This window comes from Marinobacterium rhizophilum (assembly GCF_024397915.1).
Classification (GTDB): Bacteria; Pseudomonadota; Gammaproteobacteria; order Pseudomonadales; family Balneatricaceae; genus Marinobacterium_A; species Marinobacterium_A rhizophilum_A.
Genome location: NZ_CP073347.1, coordinates 3,201,027 through 3,224,008 on the forward strand (window position 1 = coordinate 3,201,027; position 22,982 = coordinate 3,224,008).

General features: G+C 59.0%; 14 protein-coding genes. 3 read left to right on the forward strand and 11 right to left on the reverse strand.

Features of this window, described 5'->3' with window-relative positions:
• Nucleotides 1-20: 20 nt before the first annotated feature.
• The 9 genes from gltB to pilM all read right to left on the reverse strand — a co-directional run bounded on the left by gltB (nt 21) and on the right by pilM (nt 13,013).
• The gene (gltB, locus tag KDW95_RS14400; protein ID WP_255852515.1) at nt 21-4,475 is read right to left on the reverse strand and encodes a glutamate synthase large subunit; all 4,455 of its coding nucleotides are present in this window, start codon (nt 4,473-4,475) and stop codon (nt 21-23) included.
• A 418-nt stretch (nt 4,476-4,893) separates the two neighbouring features.
• Nucleotides 4,894-6,468: an SPOR domain-containing protein gene (locus tag KDW95_RS14405; RefSeq protein WP_255852516.1), complete on the reverse strand. Its 1,575-nt coding sequence runs from the start codon at nt 6,466-6,468 to the stop codon at nt 4,894-4,896.
• Complete coding sequence (gene aroB, locus KDW95_RS14410; protein ID WP_255852517.1) at nt 6,465-7,553, reverse strand: 3-dehydroquinate synthase; 1,089 nt, start codon at nt 7,551-7,553, stop codon at nt 6,465-6,467. Before aroB ends, KDW95_RS14405 begins: the two co-directional genes overlap by 4 nt.
• A 27-nt stretch (nt 7,554-7,580) precedes the next feature.
• Nucleotides 7,581-8,075 (reverse strand): shikimate kinase AroK, encoded by a 495-nt coding sequence (gene aroK / locus KDW95_RS14415; protein ID WP_255852518.1) that lies wholly within the window; start codon nt 8,073-8,075, stop codon nt 7,581-7,583.
• 41 nt (nt 8,076-8,116) lie between these two features.
• Nucleotides 8,117-10,162: a type IV pilus secretin PilQ gene (pilQ, locus tag KDW95_RS14420; protein WP_255852519.1), complete on the reverse strand. Its 2,046-nt coding sequence runs from the start codon at nt 10,160-10,162 to the stop codon at nt 8,117-8,119.
• Between the two features lie 79 nt (nt 10,163-10,241).
• Complete coding sequence (locus KDW95_RS14425; RefSeq protein ID WP_255852520.1) at nt 10,242-10,811, reverse strand: pilus assembly protein PilP; 570 nt, start codon at nt 10,809-10,811, stop codon at nt 10,242-10,244.
• The gene (locus tag KDW95_RS14430; RefSeq protein ID WP_255852521.1) at nt 10,795-11,391 is read right to left on the reverse strand and encodes a type 4a pilus biogenesis protein PilO; all 597 of its coding nucleotides are present in this window, start codon (nt 11,389-11,391) and stop codon (nt 10,795-10,797) included. The genes KDW95_RS14425 and KDW95_RS14430 overlap by 17 nt, the downstream gene beginning before the upstream one ends.
• Nucleotides 11,391-11,942 (reverse strand): PilN domain-containing protein, encoded by a 552-nt coding sequence (locus KDW95_RS14435; protein WP_255852522.1) that lies wholly within the window; start codon nt 11,940-11,942, stop codon nt 11,391-11,393. Before KDW95_RS14435 ends, KDW95_RS14430 begins: the two co-directional genes overlap by 1 nt.
• Before the next feature lie 9 nt (nt 11,943-11,951).
• Nucleotides 11,952-13,013 carry a type IV pilus assembly protein PilM gene (gene pilM / locus KDW95_RS14440; protein WP_255852523.1) on the reverse strand — a complete coding sequence of 354 codons (1,062 nt, stop codon included), beginning with the start codon at nt 13,011-13,013 and terminating at the stop codon, nt 11,952-11,954.
• A gap of 151 nt (nt 13,014-13,164) precedes the next feature.
• Between pilM and KDW95_RS14445 the strand changes: the two genes are divergently transcribed.
• The gene (locus tag KDW95_RS14445) at nt 13,165-15,534 is read left to right on the forward strand and encodes a penicillin-binding protein 1A (RefSeq protein ID WP_255852524.1); all 2,370 of its coding nucleotides are present in this window, start codon (nt 13,165-13,167) and stop codon (nt 15,532-15,534) included.
• 379 nt (nt 15,535-15,913) lie between these two features.
• Here KDW95_RS14445 and KDW95_RS14450 read toward each other — a convergent pair whose 3' ends face one another.
• Together KDW95_RS14450 and rpmE are read right to left on the reverse strand one after the other, a co-directional pair.
• Complete coding sequence (locus KDW95_RS14450; protein ID WP_255852525.1) at nt 15,914-17,182, reverse strand: malic enzyme-like NAD(P)-binding protein; 1,269 nt, start codon at nt 17,180-17,182, stop codon at nt 15,914-15,916.
• Nucleotides 17,183-17,464: 282 nt separating this feature from the next.
• Nucleotides 17,465-17,680: a 50S ribosomal protein L31 gene (gene rpmE, locus KDW95_RS14455; RefSeq protein ID WP_067291943.1), complete on the reverse strand. Its 216-nt coding sequence runs from the start codon at nt 17,678-17,680 to the stop codon at nt 17,465-17,467.
• Between the two features lie 205 nt (nt 17,681-17,885).
• On the opposite strand from rpmE, the gene KDW95_RS14460 reads away from it, so the two are divergent.
• Nucleotides 17,886-20,093 carry a primosomal protein N' gene (locus KDW95_RS14460; protein ID WP_255852526.1) on the forward strand — a complete coding sequence of 736 codons (2,208 nt, stop codon included), beginning with the start codon at nt 17,886-17,888 and terminating at the stop codon, nt 20,091-20,093.
• A gap of 1,125 nt (nt 20,094-21,218) precedes the next feature.
• The gene (gene argS / locus KDW95_RS14465) at nt 21,219-22,979 is read left to right on the forward strand and encodes an arginine--tRNA ligase (RefSeq protein ID WP_255852527.1); all 1,761 of its coding nucleotides are present in this window, start codon (nt 21,219-21,221) and stop codon (nt 22,977-22,979) included.
• Nucleotides 22,980-22,982 lie beyond the last annotated feature (3 nt).

The window sequence follows — 22,982 nt, forward strand, 5'->3', positions numbered from 1 at the left end:
CCCGAGGGATAAAATGGCGTTTATTCCGGACGCTTGCGTATGTTATCCAGCAAGGCATTCAGGCTTGCAGCCTTGGGCTTGACCAGCCAGAAGCGCGGGATGTAGTCGAAGAAGTTATCCACAATCTCCTGACCCCACTGGCTGCCCGTTTCCCGGACGAATTCGATGATTACCGAACGCAGGTGGTTTTTGTACGCCTCCATCTGCTCAGTGTGGATGCGGTGAATCTCGACCAGCTCGTGGTTGTACTTGTCCACGAAGTTGTTTTCCAGATCCAGCACATAGGCAAAACCGCCGGTCATGCCCGCACCGAAGTTGTAACCGGTGGCACCCAGCACGGTCACCAGACCGCCTGTCATGTACTCACAGCAGTGATCGCCAGCACCTTCCACCACCGCGTGCACGCCGGAATTGCGCACCGCGAAACGCTCGCCGGCACTGCCGGCGGCGAACAGCTTGCCCGCCGTGGCGCCGTAGAGGCAGGTGTTGCCCATGATGGCCGTCTCGTTGGACTTGAAGGTGACTTCCTTGAACGGATAGAGCACCAGCTTGCCGCCAGCCATGCCCTTGCCGACATAGTCGTTGGCATCGCCTTCGAGGATCAGGTTCTGACCACCGGCATTCCAGACACCAAACGACTGACCGGCGTGACCGCGGAAGCGGAAGGTCACAGGCTCATCGGCCATGCCGTTGTTGCCGTAGCGCTTGGCAATGGCACCGGAGGTGCGGGCGCCGACGGAGCGGTCGCAGTTGCAGATGGCCAGCTCCCAGTCACCGCCACGCTTGGCTTCAATCGCCTCGCCAGCCAGCTCCAGCATGGCACTGTTGAGTTCACCCTTGTCGAATGGCTCGTTGCGGCTCTGCTGCACGGTATGCGGGTACTCGCTCGGCACACCACCATCGCTGATGATGGGGCTCAGATCCAGCCCCTTCTGGCGCGACGTTTCACCTTCGAGCAGGGTCAGCAGGTCAACACGGCCAACCAGCTCTTCCAGCGTGCGCACACCGAGCTGCGCCATCCACTGACGGGTTTCTTCAGCCACGAAGCGGAAGTAGTTTTTCACCATTTCCACGGTGCCGCGGAAGTGATCCTTGCGCAATTCATCGTTCTGGGTGGCTACGCCGGTGGCGCAGTTGTTCAGATGACAGATACGCAGGTACTTGCAGCCCAGCGCCACCATCGGCATGGTGCCAAAACCAAAGCTCTCGGCACCGAGGATCGCCGCCTTGACGACGTCCAGGCCGGTTTTCAGGCCACCGTCGGTCTGCAGGCGAATCTTGCCGCGCAGCTGGTTGCCGCGCAGCGACTGGTGCGCATCCGCCAGACCCAGCTCCCAGGGCGAGCCGGCGTAGTGGATCGAGGTCAGCGGGGATGCCGCTGTGCCACCATCGTAACCGGAAATGGTGATCAGGTCCGCATAGGCCTTGGCCACGCCACAGGCGATGGTTCCGACACCGGGTCGGGAGACCAGCTTGACCGATACCAGACCTTCAGGGTTGATCTGCTTGAGGTCGAAAATCAGCTGCGCCAGATCTTCAATCGAATAGATATCATGGTGTGGCGGCGGTGAAATCAGTGTCACACCCGGCACCGAGAAGCGCAGGCGGGCGATCAGTTCATTGACCTTGCCGCCGGGCAGCTGGCCGCCTTCTCCGGGCTTCGCGCCCTGGGCCACCTTGATCTGCATAACATCGGCGCTCATCAGGTATTCCGGCGTTACACCGAAACGGCCCGAGGCAACCTGCTTGATCTTGGAGCGTTTCATGGTGCCATGACGCAGCGGATCTTCGCCGCCTTCACCGGAGTTGGAGCGTCCACCCAGCTCGTTCATGGCCACGGCCAGCGATTCATGCGCCTCCGGTGACAGGGCACCGAGGGACATGGCGGCGGAGTCAAAGCGCGGGAAGATGTTTTCCACCGCTTCAACCTGATCCAGCGCGATTGGCTTGGTATCACTGCGCAGCGACAGCATGTCACGCAGGGTAGCAATACCGCGCTTGTTCACCAGGTCCGCATAACGCTGGTACTTGGCCGGGTCACCGCTGGATACCGCTTCATGAATCGCCAGCACCACATCCGGGTTGTAGGCGTGATATTCGCCATCGTGCTTGTACTTCAGCAGGCCACCGGGCTGGATGGGCTTGCGCGCCGTCCAGGCTTCCTTGGCCAGCTGGGCCTGTTCGAATTCGAAGTCGCTGAAACGCGCGCCCTCGATCCGGCTTACCACGCCCTTGAAGCACAGGTTGACGATCTCTGAACTCAGACCAATCGCCTCGAACAGCTGGGCACCCCGGTAGGAGGCAATGGTGGAGATCCCCATCTTCGACAGGATCTTCAGCAGGCCCTTGTTGATGCCCTTGCGGTAATTCTCGTGGGCATCCAGCGGTGCCATCTGCAACTCATTGCTGGCGCACAGGTCATTCAGCACACGGTAGGCCAGGTACGGGAAGACCGCGGTGGCACCGAAACCGAACAGCACGGCAAAATGATGCGGGTCACGCGCCGTACCTGTTTCGACAATAAGGTTGGCATCACAGCGCAGACCCTTTTCCACCAGACGGTGGTGCACGGCCCCGGTGGCCAGCGCCGCATGGATCGGCAGCCTGCCCTTCTCGATCGACGCATCGGAAAGCACCAGCAAAACCTTGCCGTTGCGCACTTCCTGTTCGGCCTGATCACAGAGGTTGTGCAATGCCTGCTCCAGACCCGTCGCCGGATCGTAGTTCAGGTCGATGCGCACCACATCAAAGCCGGCAACATCGTTGTCGCGGATACGGTAAAACTTGCTCGCCGACAGCACCGGGGTGGTCAGGATTACACGACGCGCGTGCTCGGGTGTGTCTTCGAACACGTTGCGCTCGGCACCGATGCAGGTTTCGAGCGACATGACGATGGCTTCGCGCAGCGGATCGATCGGCGGGTTGGTTACCTGTGCGAACTGCTGACGGAAATAGTCATAAAGCGAACGAATACGGCCGGACAATACGGCCATCGGCTTGTCGTCACCCATGGAACCCACTGCTTCCATTGCCGTTTCCGCCAGCGGACGCAGGATCTGGTCGCGCTCTTCGAACGTGACCTGGAACATTTTCATGTGGGTTTTGACTTCATCGGCCGACATCTCGCTGAACGAGCGCGACTCTTCGGTGAAGTTCATGGTGGTCTCAAGGCGCAGCGAATTCTCCTTGAGCCACTGCTTGTACGGATGACGCTTCTTGAGGTCGTTATCCACATCAGCGGTGTGCAGGACATCCCCGGTCTGGGTATCGATAGCCAGGATCTGGCCCGGTCCGACACGCCCCTGGGCCACGATATCTTCAGGCTTGTAGTCGAAGACGCCGATTTCGGATGCCGTGCAGATATACCCCTGGCGCGTCATGACCCAGCGCGAGGGGCGCAGGCCATTTCGGTCCAGCATGCAGACGGCGTAACGGCCGTCGGTCATGACCATGCCAGCCGGGCCATCCCAGGCTTCCATGTGCATGGAGTTGAATTCGTAGAACGCCCGCAGTTCGGTGTCCATGGTTTCGACGTTCTGCCAGGCCGGCGGCACAATCATGCGCACGGCGCGGTAGATGTCCATGCCACCGACCATCAGGAACTCGAGCATGTTGTCCATGCTGGATGAATCCGAACCACTGGTATTGACGATCGGCTGCAGCTCTTCGAGATTGGGCAGCAAATCGGTGGCGAACTTCGGCGACCGGGCGCGGGCCCAGTTGCGGTTGCCTTCAATGGTGTTGATCTCGCCGTTATGGGCCAGGAAGCGGAACGGCTGTGCCAGTTTCCAGCGCGGCGCCGTATTGGTAGAGAAGCGCTGGTGGTAGGTGCAGACCGCTGTTTCCAGACGCGGGTCCGCCAGGTCCTTGTAGAACACAGGCAAATCCACCGGCATGGTCAGTCCCTTGTAGGACAGCACCTTGTCGGACAGGCTGCAGATATAAAAATCTTCATCGTCGCTGAGGGCGATTTCCGCCTTGCGACGGGCAGTGAACAGGCTTATGGCCAGTTCACGCTCGGTCTTGCCATCACTGTTGATCAGCACCTGCTCGATCAGCGGCAGCGTGTCCTTGGCAATGGGTCCCAGGCAACTTTCGTCGGTGGGAACGACACGCCAGCCGGCCACGTCCAGGCCCTGGGCCTGAAGTTCGGCATTCAGAATTTTGCGCGCCGCATCCGCCTGCGCCGCCGCGCGCGGCAGGAATACCATGCCCACCGCGTATTGTTCATGTAGCACAATGCCAAGTTCCTGCTGTACCACGGCACGCAGGAAGGAGTCAGGTTTCTGCATCAGCAGACCGCAACCGTCGCCGGTCTTGCCATCTGCAGCGATACCACCACGATGGGTCATACACGCCAACGCTTCGATGGCCTTCTCAAGCAGGTCATGACTCGGATTGCCCTGCATGTGAGCCATTAGCCCAAAACCACAGTTATCCTTGAACTCACCGGGGCGATACAGACCTTTGCTCATAGCCAATCTCACTTAAAAGTTCTTTTGTATCAATACGTTATCACCAACCTAGTCGCCGCAGCCGCACAACTCAGGCAAAAAGGGAGGATCATTCTACACAGGCAGGTGCTTCGGTACAAATTTTGCGCAGCCGTCACGCAACTCAAAACCCGACCATGCCCGATCTCAAGCCCTGCCCGGGCGGCACAATACTCGGCTATCTGTCTGTACTGGAGCAGACAGCAGTATAACGCACATGCAGCAAAACAGCGCCACTGCCACTCTTCGGCAGCCAAGACAGCACCCAAAAGGCGCGGTTTTACAGGAGAAAAGGTGAATTCCGACCAAGATAAAAAATACCGCACCGCAGCATTATCTTTTTAAAAACCACTGCAGTGACTGGCAGTATCGACAGGCTGCGGGCACAACCGGAGCCCGCCTAGCGCGTGGCCTTGCGTATGTCTGCCTTCACGCTTTGAATACTGCGCGCCCAGGGCTTGAGCTTCTGCAGTGACGCCGGTAACTCCAGCACAGCGGCACTGGCCTCCTTGCGACTGCCATAGCGACCGATCACAACCACATGCCAGGGCTTGCCTTTATAGAGCGTCGAGAATGCGTGAAACGCTGAGGGATCCTGCTGATCGGCTATAAACGCTTTGGCAGTGTCGAGCTGCCGTGCGCCCAGAAGTTGCAGCGTATAACCACGGTCTGGCCAGCCGAGCAGCTCTTCCTCACTCGACGCAGCCGGGGTTGCTGCGGCTTTTTTAAACGCGACAGCACGCTCAGGTGCAGACTGGGCCTCAGTTGCAGCCTTGACCACAGGTTTTATGGGGACTTCTACCATGCCGGGCTCTGGCTGAGGCAGCTTCGGCTGCTCGGCGGCAACAACCACTTCAACCAGTCCGGCAACATCATTGACAGACTCGGGTTCTTGCGGCGCAGACTGCAAATCAAAAGCGTCCGGCAACAAGTCCTGCGCCCGCAAGGCACTCGGTTCTGCTAGCGCTGCATCTACAACAGCAACGCTCGCCGGAGCGATGGACGGGCTTTTCAAACCAGCATCGACAGAGCCGGGCGCCTGGGTCTCAATCTCCACAACATCAATCTGTTCGGCTGGCTGATCCACTGACGCGGCTATTACCGGCACCGTCAGCGGCACCGAGACGCGCTCGCTGGCAACAGAGGACGCCTTTGGTTGCCAGTAAATCCAGCCCGCCATGGCCACAATCACCACCAGCATCAGCGAGGCACCACCCCAGATCCGCCCGGACATGCCAGGTCGCGCCACCGGTGCCGGTGACTTCAAACGCAGGGCCCGGGATGCCCGAGTCGCCAGCGATCCGGGCATGCGATCACTGTCAGTCACCAGTTGCTGCAGTTTGCGACTATCCAGCACTTCCAGTGCCGGGTAGCGCAGCCGAACAAACTCTTCCGCTTCATCGACCTCAAAGGGCTGCAACGTTTCAAGATGCAGGCGCCCGTCCAGCTCCTGGAAAAGCCCCGTCGAGGCCAGCCGCTGCTCGATACGTCGCCCGGCCAGAACAGCGCGAATGGAACTGATCCCCGCGCGCTGCAAATTGACCAGTAACTCCAGCGTATCATCGTCCAGCAAATCGGCATCATCGACCAGCAGCAACCACTGCAGGCCTGAGTCCTGAGCATGACGCGCCTCAGCATGCACTAGCTCCAGCAACTGCGCCTCTGTCGTGCAACCATCGGCATCTAGTGCAAAGCCCGCGCTCAGCTGGTGCAGAAAATCACCCGTGCCGGTCTCTTGCTGCAACCTCAGGTGACACAGGCGCCCACCGGATGTTTGCGGGCTGAGTTGGCGCAACAGGCTGGTCTTGCCGCTGCCCGCCTTTCCCTGAATAAGCAGCAGGAAATCGGAGAAACGTATCAGGTGATGCAGCTTGTCCAGCAGCTGCAGGCGCGACGGCGGTTCGAAATACTCGACGCGACTGTCTCCCACATAGGGTGACGACGCAACAGCCCGCTGACGCACCTGCCCGTTCACGTGCGGGCCTGGGCCAAACTGTAGGTCAGGGTTTCACGCAGCAGTTCAGGTGCAAACGCGTCGGTCACCACACCCTTGCCGACGGCTTCAAGCAGAATCAGCCGCAACTGGCCATCAAGCACCTTTTTATCAACCGCCATCAGCGACAGGAAGTCTTCTTCGCTCATGTTCGCAGGTGGCAGCACCGGCAGGCCCGCCGCCGCATGGATGGCACGGATACGCGCAACATCCGCGTCGCTCAGCCAGCCCAGGCGCCGGGACAGGTCCGCGGCCATCAGGGTGCCGGCAGCGACAGCCTCGCCGTGCAACCAGTTGCCATAGCCCTGGTTTGCTTCAATCGCATGCCCAAAAGTGTGCCCGAGATTCAGCAGCGCGCGTATGCCGGACTCTTTTTCGTCCTGGGCCACCACTTCGGCCTTGATCTCGCAGGAGCGATAAATCGCCCTGGACAGGCTCTCCAGATTCCCCGCCACCAGGCGTGGCATCTCGGTTTCCAGCCAATCAAAGAACTCGGCATCGTAGATAAGGCCGTACTTGATCACCTCCGCCAGGCCCGCCGACAGTTCACGCGCCGGCAGCGTGCCAAGTACCGAGGTATCGATCAGTACGCACTGCGGCTGGTAGAAAGCCCCGATCATGTTCTTGCCCAGCGGATGGTTGACGCCGGTCTTGCCACCCACTGAAGAATCCACCTGGGACAACAGGGTTGTGGGCATCTGGATAAAGTTAACGCCACGCTGATAGCTGGCCGCGGCAAAGCCGGTCATGTCACCCACGACCCCGCCACCGAGCGCAATCAGCGTCGTGGTGCGGTTGTGGCGACACTCCAGCAAGCGATCGAAAATCGTATTGAGATGTTCCAGCGTCTTGTACTGTTCGCCATCCGGCAAAATACAAACATCAACCTGATAGTCCGCCAGCGCCTGCTGCAACCTGGCCAGGTACAGCGGCGCAACGGTTTCGTTGGATACGATACAGACCTGCCGGCCCGGGATATAAGGCGCTATCAGGTGCTGCTGCAACAGCCCTTCGCCTATGTAGATCGGATAACTGCGTTCACCCAGCTCGACGCGTAAATTCTGCACCCGCGAATCACTCCTGTTTGCTAAACGTCACTTGACCAGGCCGAGCTTGGCCAGCTGACGAAATATTTCAGATACGACGGCCTTGGGATGGCGTCTGTCAGTATGCAGGGTTATATCACAGGTCTGCCGGTAGAGGGGATCACGCTGACGCAGCAGTTGCTGCAATATTTCGGCGGGGTTCTCGGTTTGCAGCAGCGGGCGGTTTTTGTCCCGCGACGTACGTTCAAGCTGTTGCTCAACGGTCGTATGCAGGTAAATGACGACACCATGGGATTGCAGGGCAGCACGGTTGGCTTCACGGATGACAGCCCCCCCGCCGGTTGCCAGCACGATGTTATCGCGCTGGCACAGGTCACAGATGACCGATTCTTCCCGTTCGCGGAAGCCGGACTCGCCCTCCACATCGAAAATCCAGGGAATATTCGCACCCGCACGGGCCTCTATCTCCCTGTCACTGTCGATAAACTCCAGGTTCAGCTCGTGAGAAAGAAGACGCCCTATGGTGCTTTTTCCAGCTCCCATAGGGCCTATAAGAAAGATGTTCAAATTGTACCAAACCCCGATTACTGAACTGCCAGAGACTCCCTGATCAGCTTCGGCGTAATAAAGATCAACAGTTCCGTTTTCGTATTGGACTGTTCACGCTTGCGAAACAGGGTGCCTATTACCGGAAGGTCTCCCAGCAGCGGCGTCTTGCTTGTATTGTTTACCGTCTCGTTACGGAACACCCCGCCGAGCACCACAGTGTCACCATCTGCCACGTTGACCGTTGTGGTCAGCTGGTTGGTGTTGATCGACACCTCGCCGTTAGGCAATACCGCACCTACCGAGTCCTGGGTAATATCGAGGTCCAGTGTAATGCGATCCCCCGGGTTCAGCTGCGGCGTGACTTCGAGTTTCAGGGTTGCATCCTCGAACTCGATACTCACTTCGCCATCTTCCACCGTCTGGTAGGGAATCTGTACCCCGGACTCGATCAACCCCGGCTTGCCGTTGGTTGTAATCACCTTGGGCTGCGAAACGATCTCCGCCTTGCCTTCGGTCTGCAAGGCGGACAGCTCAGCAGACAACAGGAAGTTATCGCGGATATAGCTGAACACAATGGAGGACTGCGGCGTAACCCCGAGGTCTACCATCAGGTTCGAGCTGTTCGAATCCGGGAACCCCGGCACGAACTGCGGCGTATTGCTAGGCGAGCCGCCATCGATAACAAAACTGCTGTTCTTGCGATTTTCCACCGCCGATGCACCCCAGCGAATCCCCAGATCCTTCTGGAAATCGTTGGACGCCGACACGATACGCGCCTCGATCAGAATCTGCGCCACCTCGACATCGAAGCGCCGCAGTGTATCACGAATTTCTTCGATTTGAGCCGCGGTTTCACGCACCATCAGCACATTGGTTTCGTCATCAGACATGATGAAACCACGCTCAGAGATCAGCTTGGCCTGCTCGACCCGGGACTTCATTTCGGAGGACTTGCGAAAATCGACCTGAATAAACTCGGTCACCAGGGGTGCCAGCTCCTTGACCTGCTTCTGCGCTTCCAGTTCGGCACGCTCGCGCTCTGCGATGACATTGGCCGGCCCAACCAGCATGACATTACCCACCACCCGCTGTGCCAGGCCCTTGGTTTTCAACACCAGATCCAGCGCCTGGTCCCAGGGGACATTTTTCAGCCGCAGGGTAATATTCCCCGTCACGTTGTCATCGACAACCAGGTTCATTTCCGCCACTTCGGCGATAATTTGCAGGATCGAGCGGATATCGACATCCTGGAAGTTCAGGTCGATTTTCTCGCCCGTGAACGGGAAGCGTTCCTTCTTGCGCTTCTCGTCTTCGGCGTAGCTGATCGGGCGGAAATCCAGCACCAGCTGGTTACCGGTCTGATACGCCATATAGTCGTAGGGCGCGGCACCGGGCTTGACCAGGATCGTGGTGTTGGAGCCGCTGGTCATGGCATCGATAAACATGACCGGCGTTGCGAAGTCCTGGACATCGACACGCTGTTCAAGTGACCCGGACAGCGAGGCACCCAGCAAATTGATAACAACGTTGTTGCCTTCTTCTATAATGTCGAGCCCGGACTTGTCGTCCGACATCGAAATCAATACCCGACCCAGACCGCCATCCATACGCTCGAAATCGATACCCTGCACCCGCGTACCCATCGGCGCCGGCTCCGACCGGGCGCCCTGCACCGATTTTGCCGAACGGTCGCGCAATGTGCCCGACGCCAATGCACCGGCAGAGCCACCAAACACCAGGAACAGCGAGTTTCCTTCCGTGTAGGTCTGGTAGTCCACCATTTGGTTAAGGTTGGCGACGACGCGCAAGCGGCCGTCGGTCTCCGCCATGCTCAGACTATCAACCTGGCCTGTCTTGATATCCAGCTGACGCCGCCCAAGGTCGTTGCTCGCACCCGCCAGGTCCAGTACCAGGCGCGGCGGACTGTCGATCACGTAAGCGCGAGGCGATGGCGGCGGCATATTGAAATCCAGCCGTACTTCCAGCTTGTGCCCTGGCAAGGCGACGAAGGACGAATCCTTCAACATCACGCTTTCTGCCCGCACCTGCACCGCCATAAGACAACATGCCAGTATCAGCATTAACTGCCACCCAAGACTCCGTGCAACGGAGTTATCCTTGCATATGCTGTATGTCTTCATAACCCTAGCTGTCCTTTGATCATTCTTTTTCAGGCAAGGCAATCACGCGCGGGCGCTTCATCCAGCCCCCCCGTCCATTTTCAATTATTTCCACGAGTTCAAGGCCCAGCTCAGATACCTCCTGCACCTGACCATAATCGAGCCCCAGGTAGTCCCCGTTACTGACACGATGAATTTCACCCTTCGGGTCTTTCAGCAAGGCCCAGAGTTCGCCGCCGTCGAGGCTGGTAATGGTTCCCACCATATTCAAACCATCGATGGGAAAGGATTCGAGATAGGTTTTAACACGCTCAGTATCGGGTTTAAGGTCGGATACCGGCCCCTGGTCCTCTTCAACCACCAGTTCGATCAGCGGCTGAAACGGATCACGCAGGCTGGCGCCTTGATAAATGAACGCCTCGTAGGATTTGAACTCGGGCAGAGGCTTAATTTTGCCCGGGGGTTTTGCCTGGGTTTGCTGCACATAGGTGCGCAGATCTGCAGTATCATTCACCCAGATGCAGCCGCTGGCCACCGTTGCGAGCAAGAGTAGGACTCCCGCCCTGGCAGCACTGCCAATTTTCGCTGTGCGCTTATTTGGTGTCATCATAACGATAGGTCTTCGCCTGAATTGTCATCCCCAAATCGCCACTGCCGGGACGGACATTGAAGTCATGCAGTGTCACTATTCGATCGATTGCCGCCACGCCGCTGACAAACTGCCCCAGCTCATGATAGGAGCCAACCACATTAATATTGATGGGCAGTTCGATATAGAACTTGCTCTTGCGTTCCGGCTGCAGCGCAATGCTGTTGATCACAAGACCGGCTCCACGCCCGATGTCGGAAAGTTCTTCCAGCAGACCGGGCACTTCCTTGTCGGTGGGCAACTGCGTCAGCAACTCGGAGAAACGTCCTTCGACATCCGCCATCTGTTTGCGCAAGGCTGGCAAATTCGCCACCTGAAATGCCTTGTTCTTGAACTCGGTTTTTAGCGGAGGCTCCTTGGCGATCTCCCGCTCCACCGCGATGTACTGGTCATTTACATAAAAGTAGATCGCTGCACCGACCAGGGCACTAAACAGCAGGACATAGACAACGATCTTGACGCCGACAGGCCAGTTACCCGCCTCATTGACATCAACATTATTGATATCGAAACCTTTGAACGCATTACTCAGGGCACCCATTATTGCTGCCCTCCGTCTTCTTTAGGCTTGGTCAGCGGTACACTCAAATTAAACTGCCTCACAGCACCTGCGCTGCGCACCTGGGATAGATTTGGCTCGCCAAACCAGATAGAGGCATCCATACCACGCATCAAGTTGGAAACATCCTTGTTTTGATCCGCAAGGCCATTGACATTAACGCTGTCACCACTTCTGGAAACCGAGGAATAATAAAGCTTGTCCGGTAAAACTCGCACCAGCTCGTCAAAATAGCGCACAACCAGCGGACGGTTACCCTGCAACTCCTGGATAGCATTGAGCCTTTCAAGCAAGCGTTCACGCTGGCGTTCCAGCTCCCGGATTTCTTTTATTTTTTCATCCAGCTTGGAAATTTCCGCCTTCAGATAATTATTGCGATCCTGCTGACGTTCCATCTGAACGTCAAAGTAGTAGCTGATCCCGAAAGATACTGCCCCAGCCAGAATGACGGTAAACAACAGATTGGTAATGAATTGCTTCTGCCGGGCGGCATTTCGCTCTTCACGCCAAGGTCGTAGGTTAATCCGCGCCATACTTTATCCCTATTGATCAAATGAGCGCATCGCAAGCCCGCAGGCTTTCGTCAGCAGGGGAGCCTCAGCCTCTAATCGCTGCTTGTTCAGCTTAGAGCTGATTTTCATAGCCGCAAATGGATTCGCAACCACGGTAGGTATACCCACCTCGGCTTCCATCAAGGATTCTATGCCATCAATGGAGACAGCACCGCCGGCAATAATCAACTTCGCCAGCTGCTGCTGCACACCGGATGAGTAAAAAAACTGCATGGAGCGGGAAACCTGCTGGGCAATCGTCTGCCGAAAAGGCATAACCAGCATGTCCCGAATATCATCGCTGAGCTCATTGTGCCGCAAGGCCTGCTCAGCCTCGGCGACCGGCATGCCATACTGCTGCTGAATTGCATTGACCAGATCATTGCCGCCGAATGCCTGCTCGCGACTGTAGATAATCACACCGTCTCTGAAGACATTCAGGGTGAGGGTCGAGGCACCGACGTCAGCCAGCCCTACCAGCTCTCCAGGCTTGACAGAGTCGCCCACGAGGCAGGGATAAACCCGCTCCATGGCATAGGTGTCGACGTCTATGATTTCGCATTTGAGACCCGCGCCATTGATGGCCTCTTCCCGCTGCTCGACATCGCCCCGGCGGCACGCCACCACCAGGATATCGTCCAGATTCGCCACGCCTTCGACCGGGCCGATCACCTCAAAATCAAGCGAGACCTCATCCAGAGGATAAGGGATAAACTGATCAGCCTCGATTTTGACCTGTTCTTCAAGTTCAAACTCGTCAAAAACGTTGCTTATCTGCAATTTCTTGGTAATGACCGCCGAAGAGGGAACGGCAGCGACTGCCGAGGTCAGTTTCACACCGATCTTGCGCAGCGCTTTTTCAATCGCACTCGACACTTCAGTAATTTGCTGAATGCTTCCATCAACAACCGTCGACGCCGGTAGCGCCACCACAGCGTAGGAGTTTAGTGAGTAGTCGGCACCGCTTTTGGACAGCGCCACCAGCTTGACCGACGATGACCCGATGTCAACACCGACCCATGCTCCAGATTTGTTTCCTAGCAAGCTCAACACTGCTTTATTCCTTTGCAGACTGCAGGGTTTTCCATCGCACTCACCAACTCTAGCCATAAACCTCGGAAAATAAAACTATGCAATGCTAGAGGCTCCGGGCATGCAACCGATATACTACCGGCTACGCACTAATGGTTGGTTAAAAGGTAGCATGGGCGTGTTGATTTCGCTGGCAAAATTATTCGCAAAACTGGCATTGGCCGGAGTCGTCGTCGTACTGCTGGCCATCGCCGGCGTCTACTATGCCCTGGCACCGCAACTACCGGACGTTGAAAGCCTGCGCGAGGTCCAGTTCCAGACACCGATGCGAATTTTTTCCAGCGACAACAAGCTGATCGCCGAATATGGCGAGAAAAGGCGCACTCCGGTCAGCTACGAAAACGTTCCGATCCACCTTGTGCGTGCGTTTCAGGCAGCCGAAGACAGTCGTTTTTTTGAACACATCGGCATCGATTTCAAAGGCCTGAGCCGCGCCGCGTACCAGCTGGCCACCAGTGGCCACATACAGAGTGGCGGCTCGACCATCACCATGCAGGTTGCGAAAAATTTTTTCCTCAGCCGGGAACGCACTTTCAACCGCAAGTTCAATGAAATCCTGCTTGCCCTGCGTATCGAACGCGAACTGTCGAAAGAAGAAATTTTCGAACTCTACATCAACAAGATCTACCTGGGGCAGCGTGCCTATGGCATCGAAGCCGCCGCCGGCGTTTACTACGGACGCAGCATTCAGGAGCTGAGCCTGGCGCAGATGGCGACCATTGCCGGCCTGCCCAAAGCTCCCTCGGCCGACAACCCCATCAGCAACCCGCAGCGCGCAATTGAACGTCGCAACTGGATACTGCAGCGCATGCACGGTCTGGGCTATATCTCGGATCAGGAGTTCGAAGAGGCGTCAGCCGCACCCAACACGGCCCGCTATCATGGCGCCGACATAGAGCTGAGTGCGCCCTATGTCGCCGAGATGGTCCGCAGCGAGCTGTTCGAGCGCTTCGGCGAAGATCTTTATAACGATGGTTACCGGGTCTACACCACCCTGGAGAGCAAACTGCAAACCACGGCCAACCGTGCCCTGCAGGACGGCCTGCTGCAGTACAGCACACGCCATGGCTACCGTGGCCCGGAGTCTCAGCTGGACACCGCCCTGACCCCGGACGCCATCCAGCAAAAACTCAAGGGCATGACGAGTTACGCAGGCCTCGAACCCGCTATCGTCAGCCAAGTCGACAATCAGAGCATCCTGGCCAGCCTCAAAAGCGGTGAAACCGTGACCGTAGAATGGACCGGCCTGGAGTGGGCACGCAAATACAAAAGCCATAACTCGATGGGCCCTTCCCCCAGGAAGGCGGCCGATATTCTGGCGCCAGGGGATGTCATCCGCCTGCAGAAAAGTACGGACGGCTGGACCCTCAGCCAGCTTCCCCAGGTACAGGGCGCCTTTGTCGCATTGAATCCCCAGAACGGCGCCATCCGTGCACTGAGCGGCGGTTTCAATTTCAACCTGACCAAGTTCAACCGCGCGACCCAGGCCTACCGCCAGCCCGGCTCCAACTTCAAGCCGTTTATCTATGCCGCTGCCCTGGAAAATGGCTTTACGCCCGCCAGCCTGATCAATGATGCGCCCGTGGTATTCAAGGACGAAAGCATCGAAGGCAACCTGTGGCGCCCGCAAAACTCCAGTCAGCAGTTTTACGGTCCCACCCGCCTGCGCGAAGGCTTATTCAGATCCCGCAACCTGGTATCCATACGGCTGCTGCGCGCGATCGGCATCGATACCGCCGTAAACTACATCCAGGGTTTCGGGTTTGACCCACAGCGCCTGCCACGCAACCTGTCGCTGTCACTGGGCACCGCCGACGTCACTCCACTGGAGATCGTCACCGGCTATGCCAGTCTCGCCAACGGCGGCTTCAGGGTCTCCTCCTACTTCATTCAGCGTATCGAAGACCAGTACGGCAACCTGATCTTCGACGCCAACCCCGCCTGCGCCAACTGCACTGCAGACCCGGATACAGACGACACCACGGCCAGCCGACTCTCACCCAGCGCACCCCGCATCATGGACCCGCGCAACGCCTTTTTGATGTACAGCATGTTGCAGGACGTCATCCGCCAGGGCACGGCAACCCGCGCACGCAGCCTGAAACGCAACGACCTCGCGGGCAAAACCGGCACCACCAACGACCAGAAAGATGCCTGGTTCACGGGCTTTAACCGCGATCTGGTCGCCACGGCCTGGGTGGGCTTTGACCAGCCGGCGCCACTGGGACGCAGCGAGTTTGGCGGTACCGCGGCCCTGCCCATATGGATCGACTTCATGGCAGACGCACTGGAAGAGGCACCGGAGAATGGCCCCGTGCAGCCAGAGGGTGTCGTGCGCGTGGAAATTGACCCGGCCAGCGGCATGCTGGCCTATCCCGGCCAGAAAAACGCCATTTTCGAAGTCTTTCGCGCTGAAGACGTGCCCGCCCGATCCGCTCAGAATGCCGCCAGCGGCCAGATCACCACGGATGATATCTTCTGACAGCGCCACCCGAGCGCCAGGCCAGACTCAGGCGCTGACCGGCACCTCGCCGGCCTGACACGGCTGGCGCGGCCCCCGCCCGACAAGCAGAAAGATACCAGCGCTGCCAGCAAACCTCCTGGGACCCGCCTAACAGAAGGCCGCCCGATCAAGTCGAGAAAAGCTCAAAAGCGCATCGGGAAACCAGTGAACGCCATTCAGGAAACGCTCAGGCAACGCCCGCCAGCAGTGTTAGTTCTGCGCGGCACGGCGCATGCAAACAAAAATGGGACGGCCCCGACTCGTGCTCACCCGGGCGCGAAGCCCGGTGGGTGACACAAGCGAAACCATCCCATTCACCCGGCGCAAGCACCGGGTTTAAGCAATGACCCTGCGGTTATTACTTCAGCAGATCCGCAACAGTCGTCAGCGGGTAGTGCGCAGGCAGCGGCAGACGCGCCACACCGGTATCAATCGCAGCCTGGGCAACCGCCATGGAGACGGCGCCGAACAGGCGGTTATCGGTCGGCTTGGGAATGATGTACTGCGGGCCGAATTCCAGGGAATCCAGCTCATAGGCCGTCAGTACTTCCTGCGGCACTTCCTGTTTCGCCAGCTCAGCCAGCGCCTTGACGGCCGCTTCTTTCATGGCTTCGTTGATTTCAGTGGCACGTACATCCAGCGCGCCGCGGAAAATAAACGGGAAGCCCAGCACGTTATTGACCTGGTTCGGGAAGTCGGAACGACCGGTCGCCATGATCACATCGCTGCGCGTGGCGTGAGCCAGCTCCGGGTGGATCTCCGGATCCGGGTTGGAGCAGGCGAACACGATCGGTGTTGCCGCCATCTTGGCCAGCTGTTCGGGCTTGAACAGGTCCGGGCCGGACAGACCGACGAATACGTCGGCACCATCGATGGCATCATCCAGGGTACGCAGGTCGGTTTCAGTCGCGAACACCGCCTTTTCCGGGCTCAGATCATCGCGACCCGAGTGAATCACACCCTTGCGGTCGAGCATGAAGATGTTTTCGACCTTGGCGCCCATGTTGATCAGCAGCTTCATGCAGGCAGAAGCGGCCGCGCCTGCACCCAGGCAGACAATACGGACTTCGTCCAGTTTCTTGCCGGCGATTTCCAGGGCGTTGATCATGCCGGCCGCGGTAACGATCGCGGTGCCGTGCTGGTCATCATGGAACACGGGAATATTGCAGCGCTCGATCAGGGTGCGCTCAATTTCAAAGCATTCAGGTGCCTTGATATCTTCGAGGTTGATGCCGCCAAAGGTTTCGGCAATGCGGGCCACGGTATCGATAAAGGCCTGCGGGCTTTCCGCGTCGACCTCGATATCCACGGAGTCAATTCCGGCGAACCGCTTGAACAGCAGCGCCTTGCCTTCCATTACCGGCTTGGACGCCAGGGGTCCCAGGTTACCCAGACCCAGAATGGCACTGCCATTGGAGATAACAGCCACCAGGTTGCCCTTGGCTGTGTAACGGTATGCATTGTCCGGATCCTTGGCAATTTCGCGCACCGGCTCGGCAACACCGGGGCTGTAGGCCAGTGCCAGATCACGGGCGGATTCGGCAGGGGTGGTCAGTTCTACGCTGATTTTGCCCGGACGGGGAAACTCGTGGTAATCGAGTGCGGCTTTCTTAAATTGCTCAGACATGGTTGCAAGCTCAATAGGCTGATTTATTAGATAGGAGGGGTTATGAATGATATAGAAAATACCTTATACCCACAATAACCCCCAAACAGCTTGAAAACGACGCCTGAAACACGGGCAAATTACCCGCACAGCCAAGCCAATGGCGTCGATATCCAGTCGCTGCAGAACCCGGGTCCTGAGGCCTGAAGCCGCCCGCCTGGCCTGGAAGAATCCGCGCCGCCCATACGAAAAAGGCACTCCAGAGGAGTGCCTTTTGCAAAATTCTGAGCAATGCCTGCCGAATTACTTCGCCAGCTTGAGGCCACCGAAACGCTTGTTGAAGCGATCGATACGACCACCGGTGGTGGCGTCTTTCTGCTTGCCCGTGTAGAACGGGTGGCACTGGCTGCACACGTCGACGTGCATGTTCTGGCACATGGTCGAACGGGTGTTCATTTCGTTACCGCAGGAGCAGGTTACGGTAACGTCTTCGTATTTCGGATGGATTCCAGTTTTCATAACAAGCCTCGATAATCTGTGCCGCTACCCGATCAGCATCTCTGCCGGGCACCGCACTTTCGTTCCATAGATGATGCCACGGTACTCTGACCGCAACCAGGCAGCGGATTATACGCATCGCCGAACCCGGCCGCAAGCAGCTGCCCCCTTCAATAGTCCCGATATTACGCCTAAACTAGGTCGCTTCCGGAGCCAGACCGACGCCATGACAATCTTTCGCATCGCCCTGCCCACGCCTCTGCGTCGCCTGTTTGACTACCTGCCCCCAACCGCGGAGGCACAGAAGGCACCTGCCATCGGCGTGCGCGTGCGGGTGTCCTTTGGCCGGCGCGAACTCACCGGCGTACTGATCGAACTCGCCGACACCTCGGACGTTCCACAGGCCAAACTCAAGCCCGCCCTGGAAGTGCTGGATCAGACGCCTCCGCTGCCGCCCCATCTGCTGGAACTCGCCTGCTGGGCCGCGGACTACTACCAGCACCCCATTGGCGATGCGTTGCACCAGGCACTGCCCGTATTGCTGCGCAAGGGCGAAAGCGACCAGCCCAGCCTGCAGCAGCGCTGGCATGCGGTGCCGGACATAACCGTTGACGCCATTGCTCCGCGGGCAAAGAAACAGCGCGCCCTGCTGGAACTCTTGCTGCAACACCCCGAGGGTCTGGATAACGCGGCCCTTCGCAGCGCCGGATACAGCAGTGCCCAGCAGAAACCGCTCAGCGACAAGGGCCTGATCGAGCAGCGCGAAGTGAGTCCGGATAACACCACCACGCCCGCCAAAACGGCATTGCTGTGCCAGCCCGTATTACCTCTGAACGATGAGCAGCAGCAGGCACTGGATACCATTTTCGCGCGTGAAGGCTTTAACCCGGTACTGCTGCAGGGCATCACCGGCTCGGGCAAGACCGAGGTTTACCTGCAGGCCATCGAGCGCATTCTGCACGCCGGTGCCCAGGCCCTGGTGCTGGTACCGGAAATTGGGCTGACACCCCAGACCGTGAGCCGCTTTCGCTCCCGCTTCGCAGTGGAAGTCGAGGTGCTGCACTCCAACATGACCGACCGCCAGCGCCTCGACGCCTGGCTACGGGCGCGTTCCGGCCAGGCCCGGGTGATTATCGGCACGCGCTCGGCGCTGTTCACGCCGCTGCAGACCCCCGGCATCATCATTGTCGATGAAGAACACGACATCTCGTTCAAGCAGCAGGACGGCTTTCGCTACTCAGCCCGTGATCTTGCCGTCATGCGCGCCCGGGCCGAAAACGTTCCGCTGGTGCTGGGCACCGCCACGCCCTCGCTCGAAAGCCTGCACAATGCCCAGAGCGGCCGCTACCGCCATGTACGCCTCAACCAGCGCGCCGGCAATGCCAGCCCACCCAGATTCGAGCTGTACGATATTCGTCAGCAACCGCTCAACAGCGGCCTGTCCGAGGAAGTCATACGTCGTATCGGCATAGAGCTGCAGCAGGGTAACCAGGTGCTGCTGTTCCTGAACCGGCGCGGCTTTTCACCGGCGCTGATGTGCCACCAGTGCGGTACCGTTATCGAATGTGACCGCTGCGATGCCCGCATGACGCTGCACCGCACACCGCCACACCTGCACTGTCACCACTGCGACCACCAGCGCCCGATTCCGCACCGTTGCCCGTCCTGCCACAGCTCGGATTTCAAGCCCCAGGGCGCCGGTACCGAGCGCACCGAAGGCGTGTTGCAGCAGCTGTTCCCGGACACCGATGTCATTCGGGTCGATCGCGACAGCACCCAGCGACGCAATGCCATGCAGGACATCATGGACCGCGTACATGACGGCCGCCCCTGCATCCTGGTGGGCACCCAGATGCTCGCCAAGGGCCATCATTTCCCCGCGGTGACCCTGGTGGTGATTCTGGACGCCGACGCCGGCCTGTTCAGCGCGGATTTTCGCGGCATGGAGCGCACCGCACAGCTGATTCTGCAGGTCGCGGGCCGGGCCGGACGGGCCGAACGCCCGGGGCAGGTACTGATGCAAACGCACCACGCCGACCACCCAACCCTGACGCAACTGGTCAGCCAGGGCTACGAGGCGTTCGCCATGGCAGAGCTGGCCATGCGTCGCGACAGTGGCCTGCCTCCTTTTATATACCATGCGCTGCTGCGCGCCGAAGCCAACTACCGCGGCCGCGCCGAAGCCTTCCTGAGCACCCTGTGCAGCGCGCTGGCATCCGACGGACTGAGCTTGCCCGGCGTCAGCTGGCTTGGCCCCTTCCCCGCCGCAATGGAAAAACGCGCCGGGTTTTTCCGCGCCCAGCTGCTGCTGCAAAGCCACGACCGTCGAGCTCTGCAACAGGTACTGAGCAGTATCACGCCGATACTGGAGCAGTCGCCTCTGGCGCGACAGGTACGCTGGAGCCTGGATGTCGACCCCGCCGACAGCCACTGATTGCGCCCTGCAGACGCACGGCCAGGCACCGTACCCAGGGTATAGAGGCCAAGCCTGAAAAAATTCGACCGCCCGGTCTGTTTCCGTACCCCTTAACAACTGACCGCCAACAGGCGATGAGATTCCGGCCTGAGCGCGCCGCTGGCACCGCATCCGGGACATAAAGACCCGGCCTCAAAAAATCCGACCGCCCGGTCTGTTGCCGTACCCCTGAACAACTGACCGCCAACAGGCGATGAGATTCCGGTCTGAGCGCGCCGCTGGCACCGCATCCGGGACATAAGGACCCGGCCTCAAAAAATTCGACCGCCCGGTCTGTTGCCGTACCCCTGAACAACTGACCGCCAACAGGCGATGAGATTCCGGCCTGAGCGCGCCGCCGGCACCGCATCCGGGACATAAAGACCCGGCCTCAAAAAATTCGACCGCCCGGTCTGTTGCCGTACCCCTGAACAACTGACCGCCAACAGGCGATGAGATTCCGGTCTGAGCGCACGCCGCCGGCATCGCATCCGGGACATAAGGACCCGGCCTCAAAAAATTCGACCGCCCGGTCTGTTGCCGTACCCCTTAACAACTGACCGCCAACAGGCGATGAGATTCCGGCCTGAGCGCGCCGCCGGCACCGCATCCGGGACATAAAGACCCGGCCTCAAAAAATCCGACCGCCCGGTCTGTTTCCATACCCCTTAACAACTGACCGCCAACAGGCGATGAGATTCCGGTCTGAGCGCACGCCGCCGGCACCGCATCCGGGACATAAGGACCCGGCCTCAAAAAATTCGACCGCCCGGTCTGTTGCCGTACCCCTTAACAACTGACCGCCAACAGGCGATGAGATTCCGGTCTGAGCGCACGCCGCCGGCACCGCATCCGGGACATAAAGGCCCGGCCTCAAAAAATCCGACCGCCCGGTCTGTTGCCGTACCCCTTAACAACTGACCGCCAACAGGCGATGAGATTCCGGTCTGAGCGCACGCCGCCGGCACCGCATCCGGGACATAAAGGCCCGGCCTCAAAAAATCCGACCGCCCGGTCTGTTTCCATACCCCTTAACAACTGACCGCCAACAGGCGATAATGCGCGGTCGATTTTTATCCAATCCGAACCGGTACCTCACGTCTGATGAAACAACATATTGCGGATCTGATCGATTCTGCGCTCGCCACACTGATTGCAAACGGCACTCTGCCTGCCGATATCCAGACCAATGTCATGGTGGAAAACACCCGTGATAAGACTCACGGCGACTTTGCCTCCAACATTGCCCTGACGCTGGCCAAGCCTGCCCGACAAAATCCGCGACAGCTGGCTCAGGCGCTTCTTGATGCACTGCCCGCCTCGGCGCAGCTGGACAAGACCGAGATCGCAGGCCCGGGATTCATCAACTTCTACATGAAGGCCGATGTCGCCAACCGCGTGGTGGAGGAAATCCTCAACGCCGGCCGCGAATACGGCCGCCAGCCCGCCAACAGCGCCGGCCGCGTGCAGGTCGAATTCGTCTCTGCCAACCCCACAGGCCCGCTGCACGTCGGCCATGGCCGCGGGGCGGCCTATGGTGCGACTGTCTCGGACCTGCTGGAAGCGGCCGGTGTACAGGTTGAGCGCGAATACTACGTCAACGATGCCGGGCGGCAGATGAATATCCTCGCCACCAGCGTCTGGCTGCGTTACCTCGAGAACTGCGGCGAGACCGTCCCCTTCCCGAGCAACGGTTACAAGGGTGAATACATCCACGACATCGCCGCCGACCTGCGCGCGCGCCTGGGCGATACGCTGCACCACAGCAGCGCGGTCGTGTTCAGCGATATCCCGGCCGATGAACCCGCCGGTGGCGACAAGGAAGTGCATATCGACGCACTGATTGAACGCTGCCGTGCCCTGCTGGGCGACGATGGCTACGAGGCCGTCTTCAGCGCCGGGCTTGATTCCATCCTCGGCGACATTCGTGAAGATCTCGGCGGCTTCGGCGTGCAGTACCAGCAGTGGTTCAGCGAGCGCTCCCTGACCCACACCGGCGACGTGGACAGCGCCCTGAACAAGCTGCAGGAGAAGGGCTACCTGTTCGAAGAAGAAGGCAACCTCTGGTTCCGTTCCACCGACTTCGGTGACGACAAGGACCGCGTGGTCCGCCGCGCCAATGGCCAGACCACCTACTTCGCCTCCGACATCGCCTACCACATGAACAAGTTCGAGCGCGGCTTCGACAAGGTGGTGAATATCTGGGGTGCCGATCACCACGGCTACATCACCCGCGTCAAGGCGGCGCTGGAAGCCATGGGGTACGACCCGGAACGGCTGGTGGTGCGGCTGGTGCAGTTCGCCATCCTCTACCGCGGCCAGGAGCGGGTGCAGATGTCGACCCGTTCGGGTTCCTTCGTGACCCTGCGCGAACTGCGCGAAGAAGTGGGCAACGATGCCTGCCGCTTCTTCTATGTCACCCGCAAGTCCGAACAGCACATGGATTTCGACCTCGAGCTGGCCAAGTCCGAATCCAAGGACAACCCCATCTACTACATTCAGTATGCCCACGCCCGTGTCTGCTCGGTGCTGCGCAAGCTGGATGAAGCCGGCTGGTCCTGGGATCAGGCGGTCGGGCTTGCGAGCCTGGGGCTGCTGGACACCGAGCACGAAAAGGACCTGATCACCAAGCTGGGCAAGTACCCGGAAGTGCTGCAGAGCTCGGCGCTCAACTATGAGCCCCATGTGCTGGCCAACTACCTGCGCGAACTGGCCAACGACTTCCACTCCTACTATAACGCCCACAAGATGCTGATCGACGACACCAACCTGCGCAACGCCCGCGTGACCCTGAGCGGGGCGGTGCGCCAGATTCTGGCCAACGGTCTGCAACTGCTCGGCGTATCGGCACCGGAACAGATGTAACCC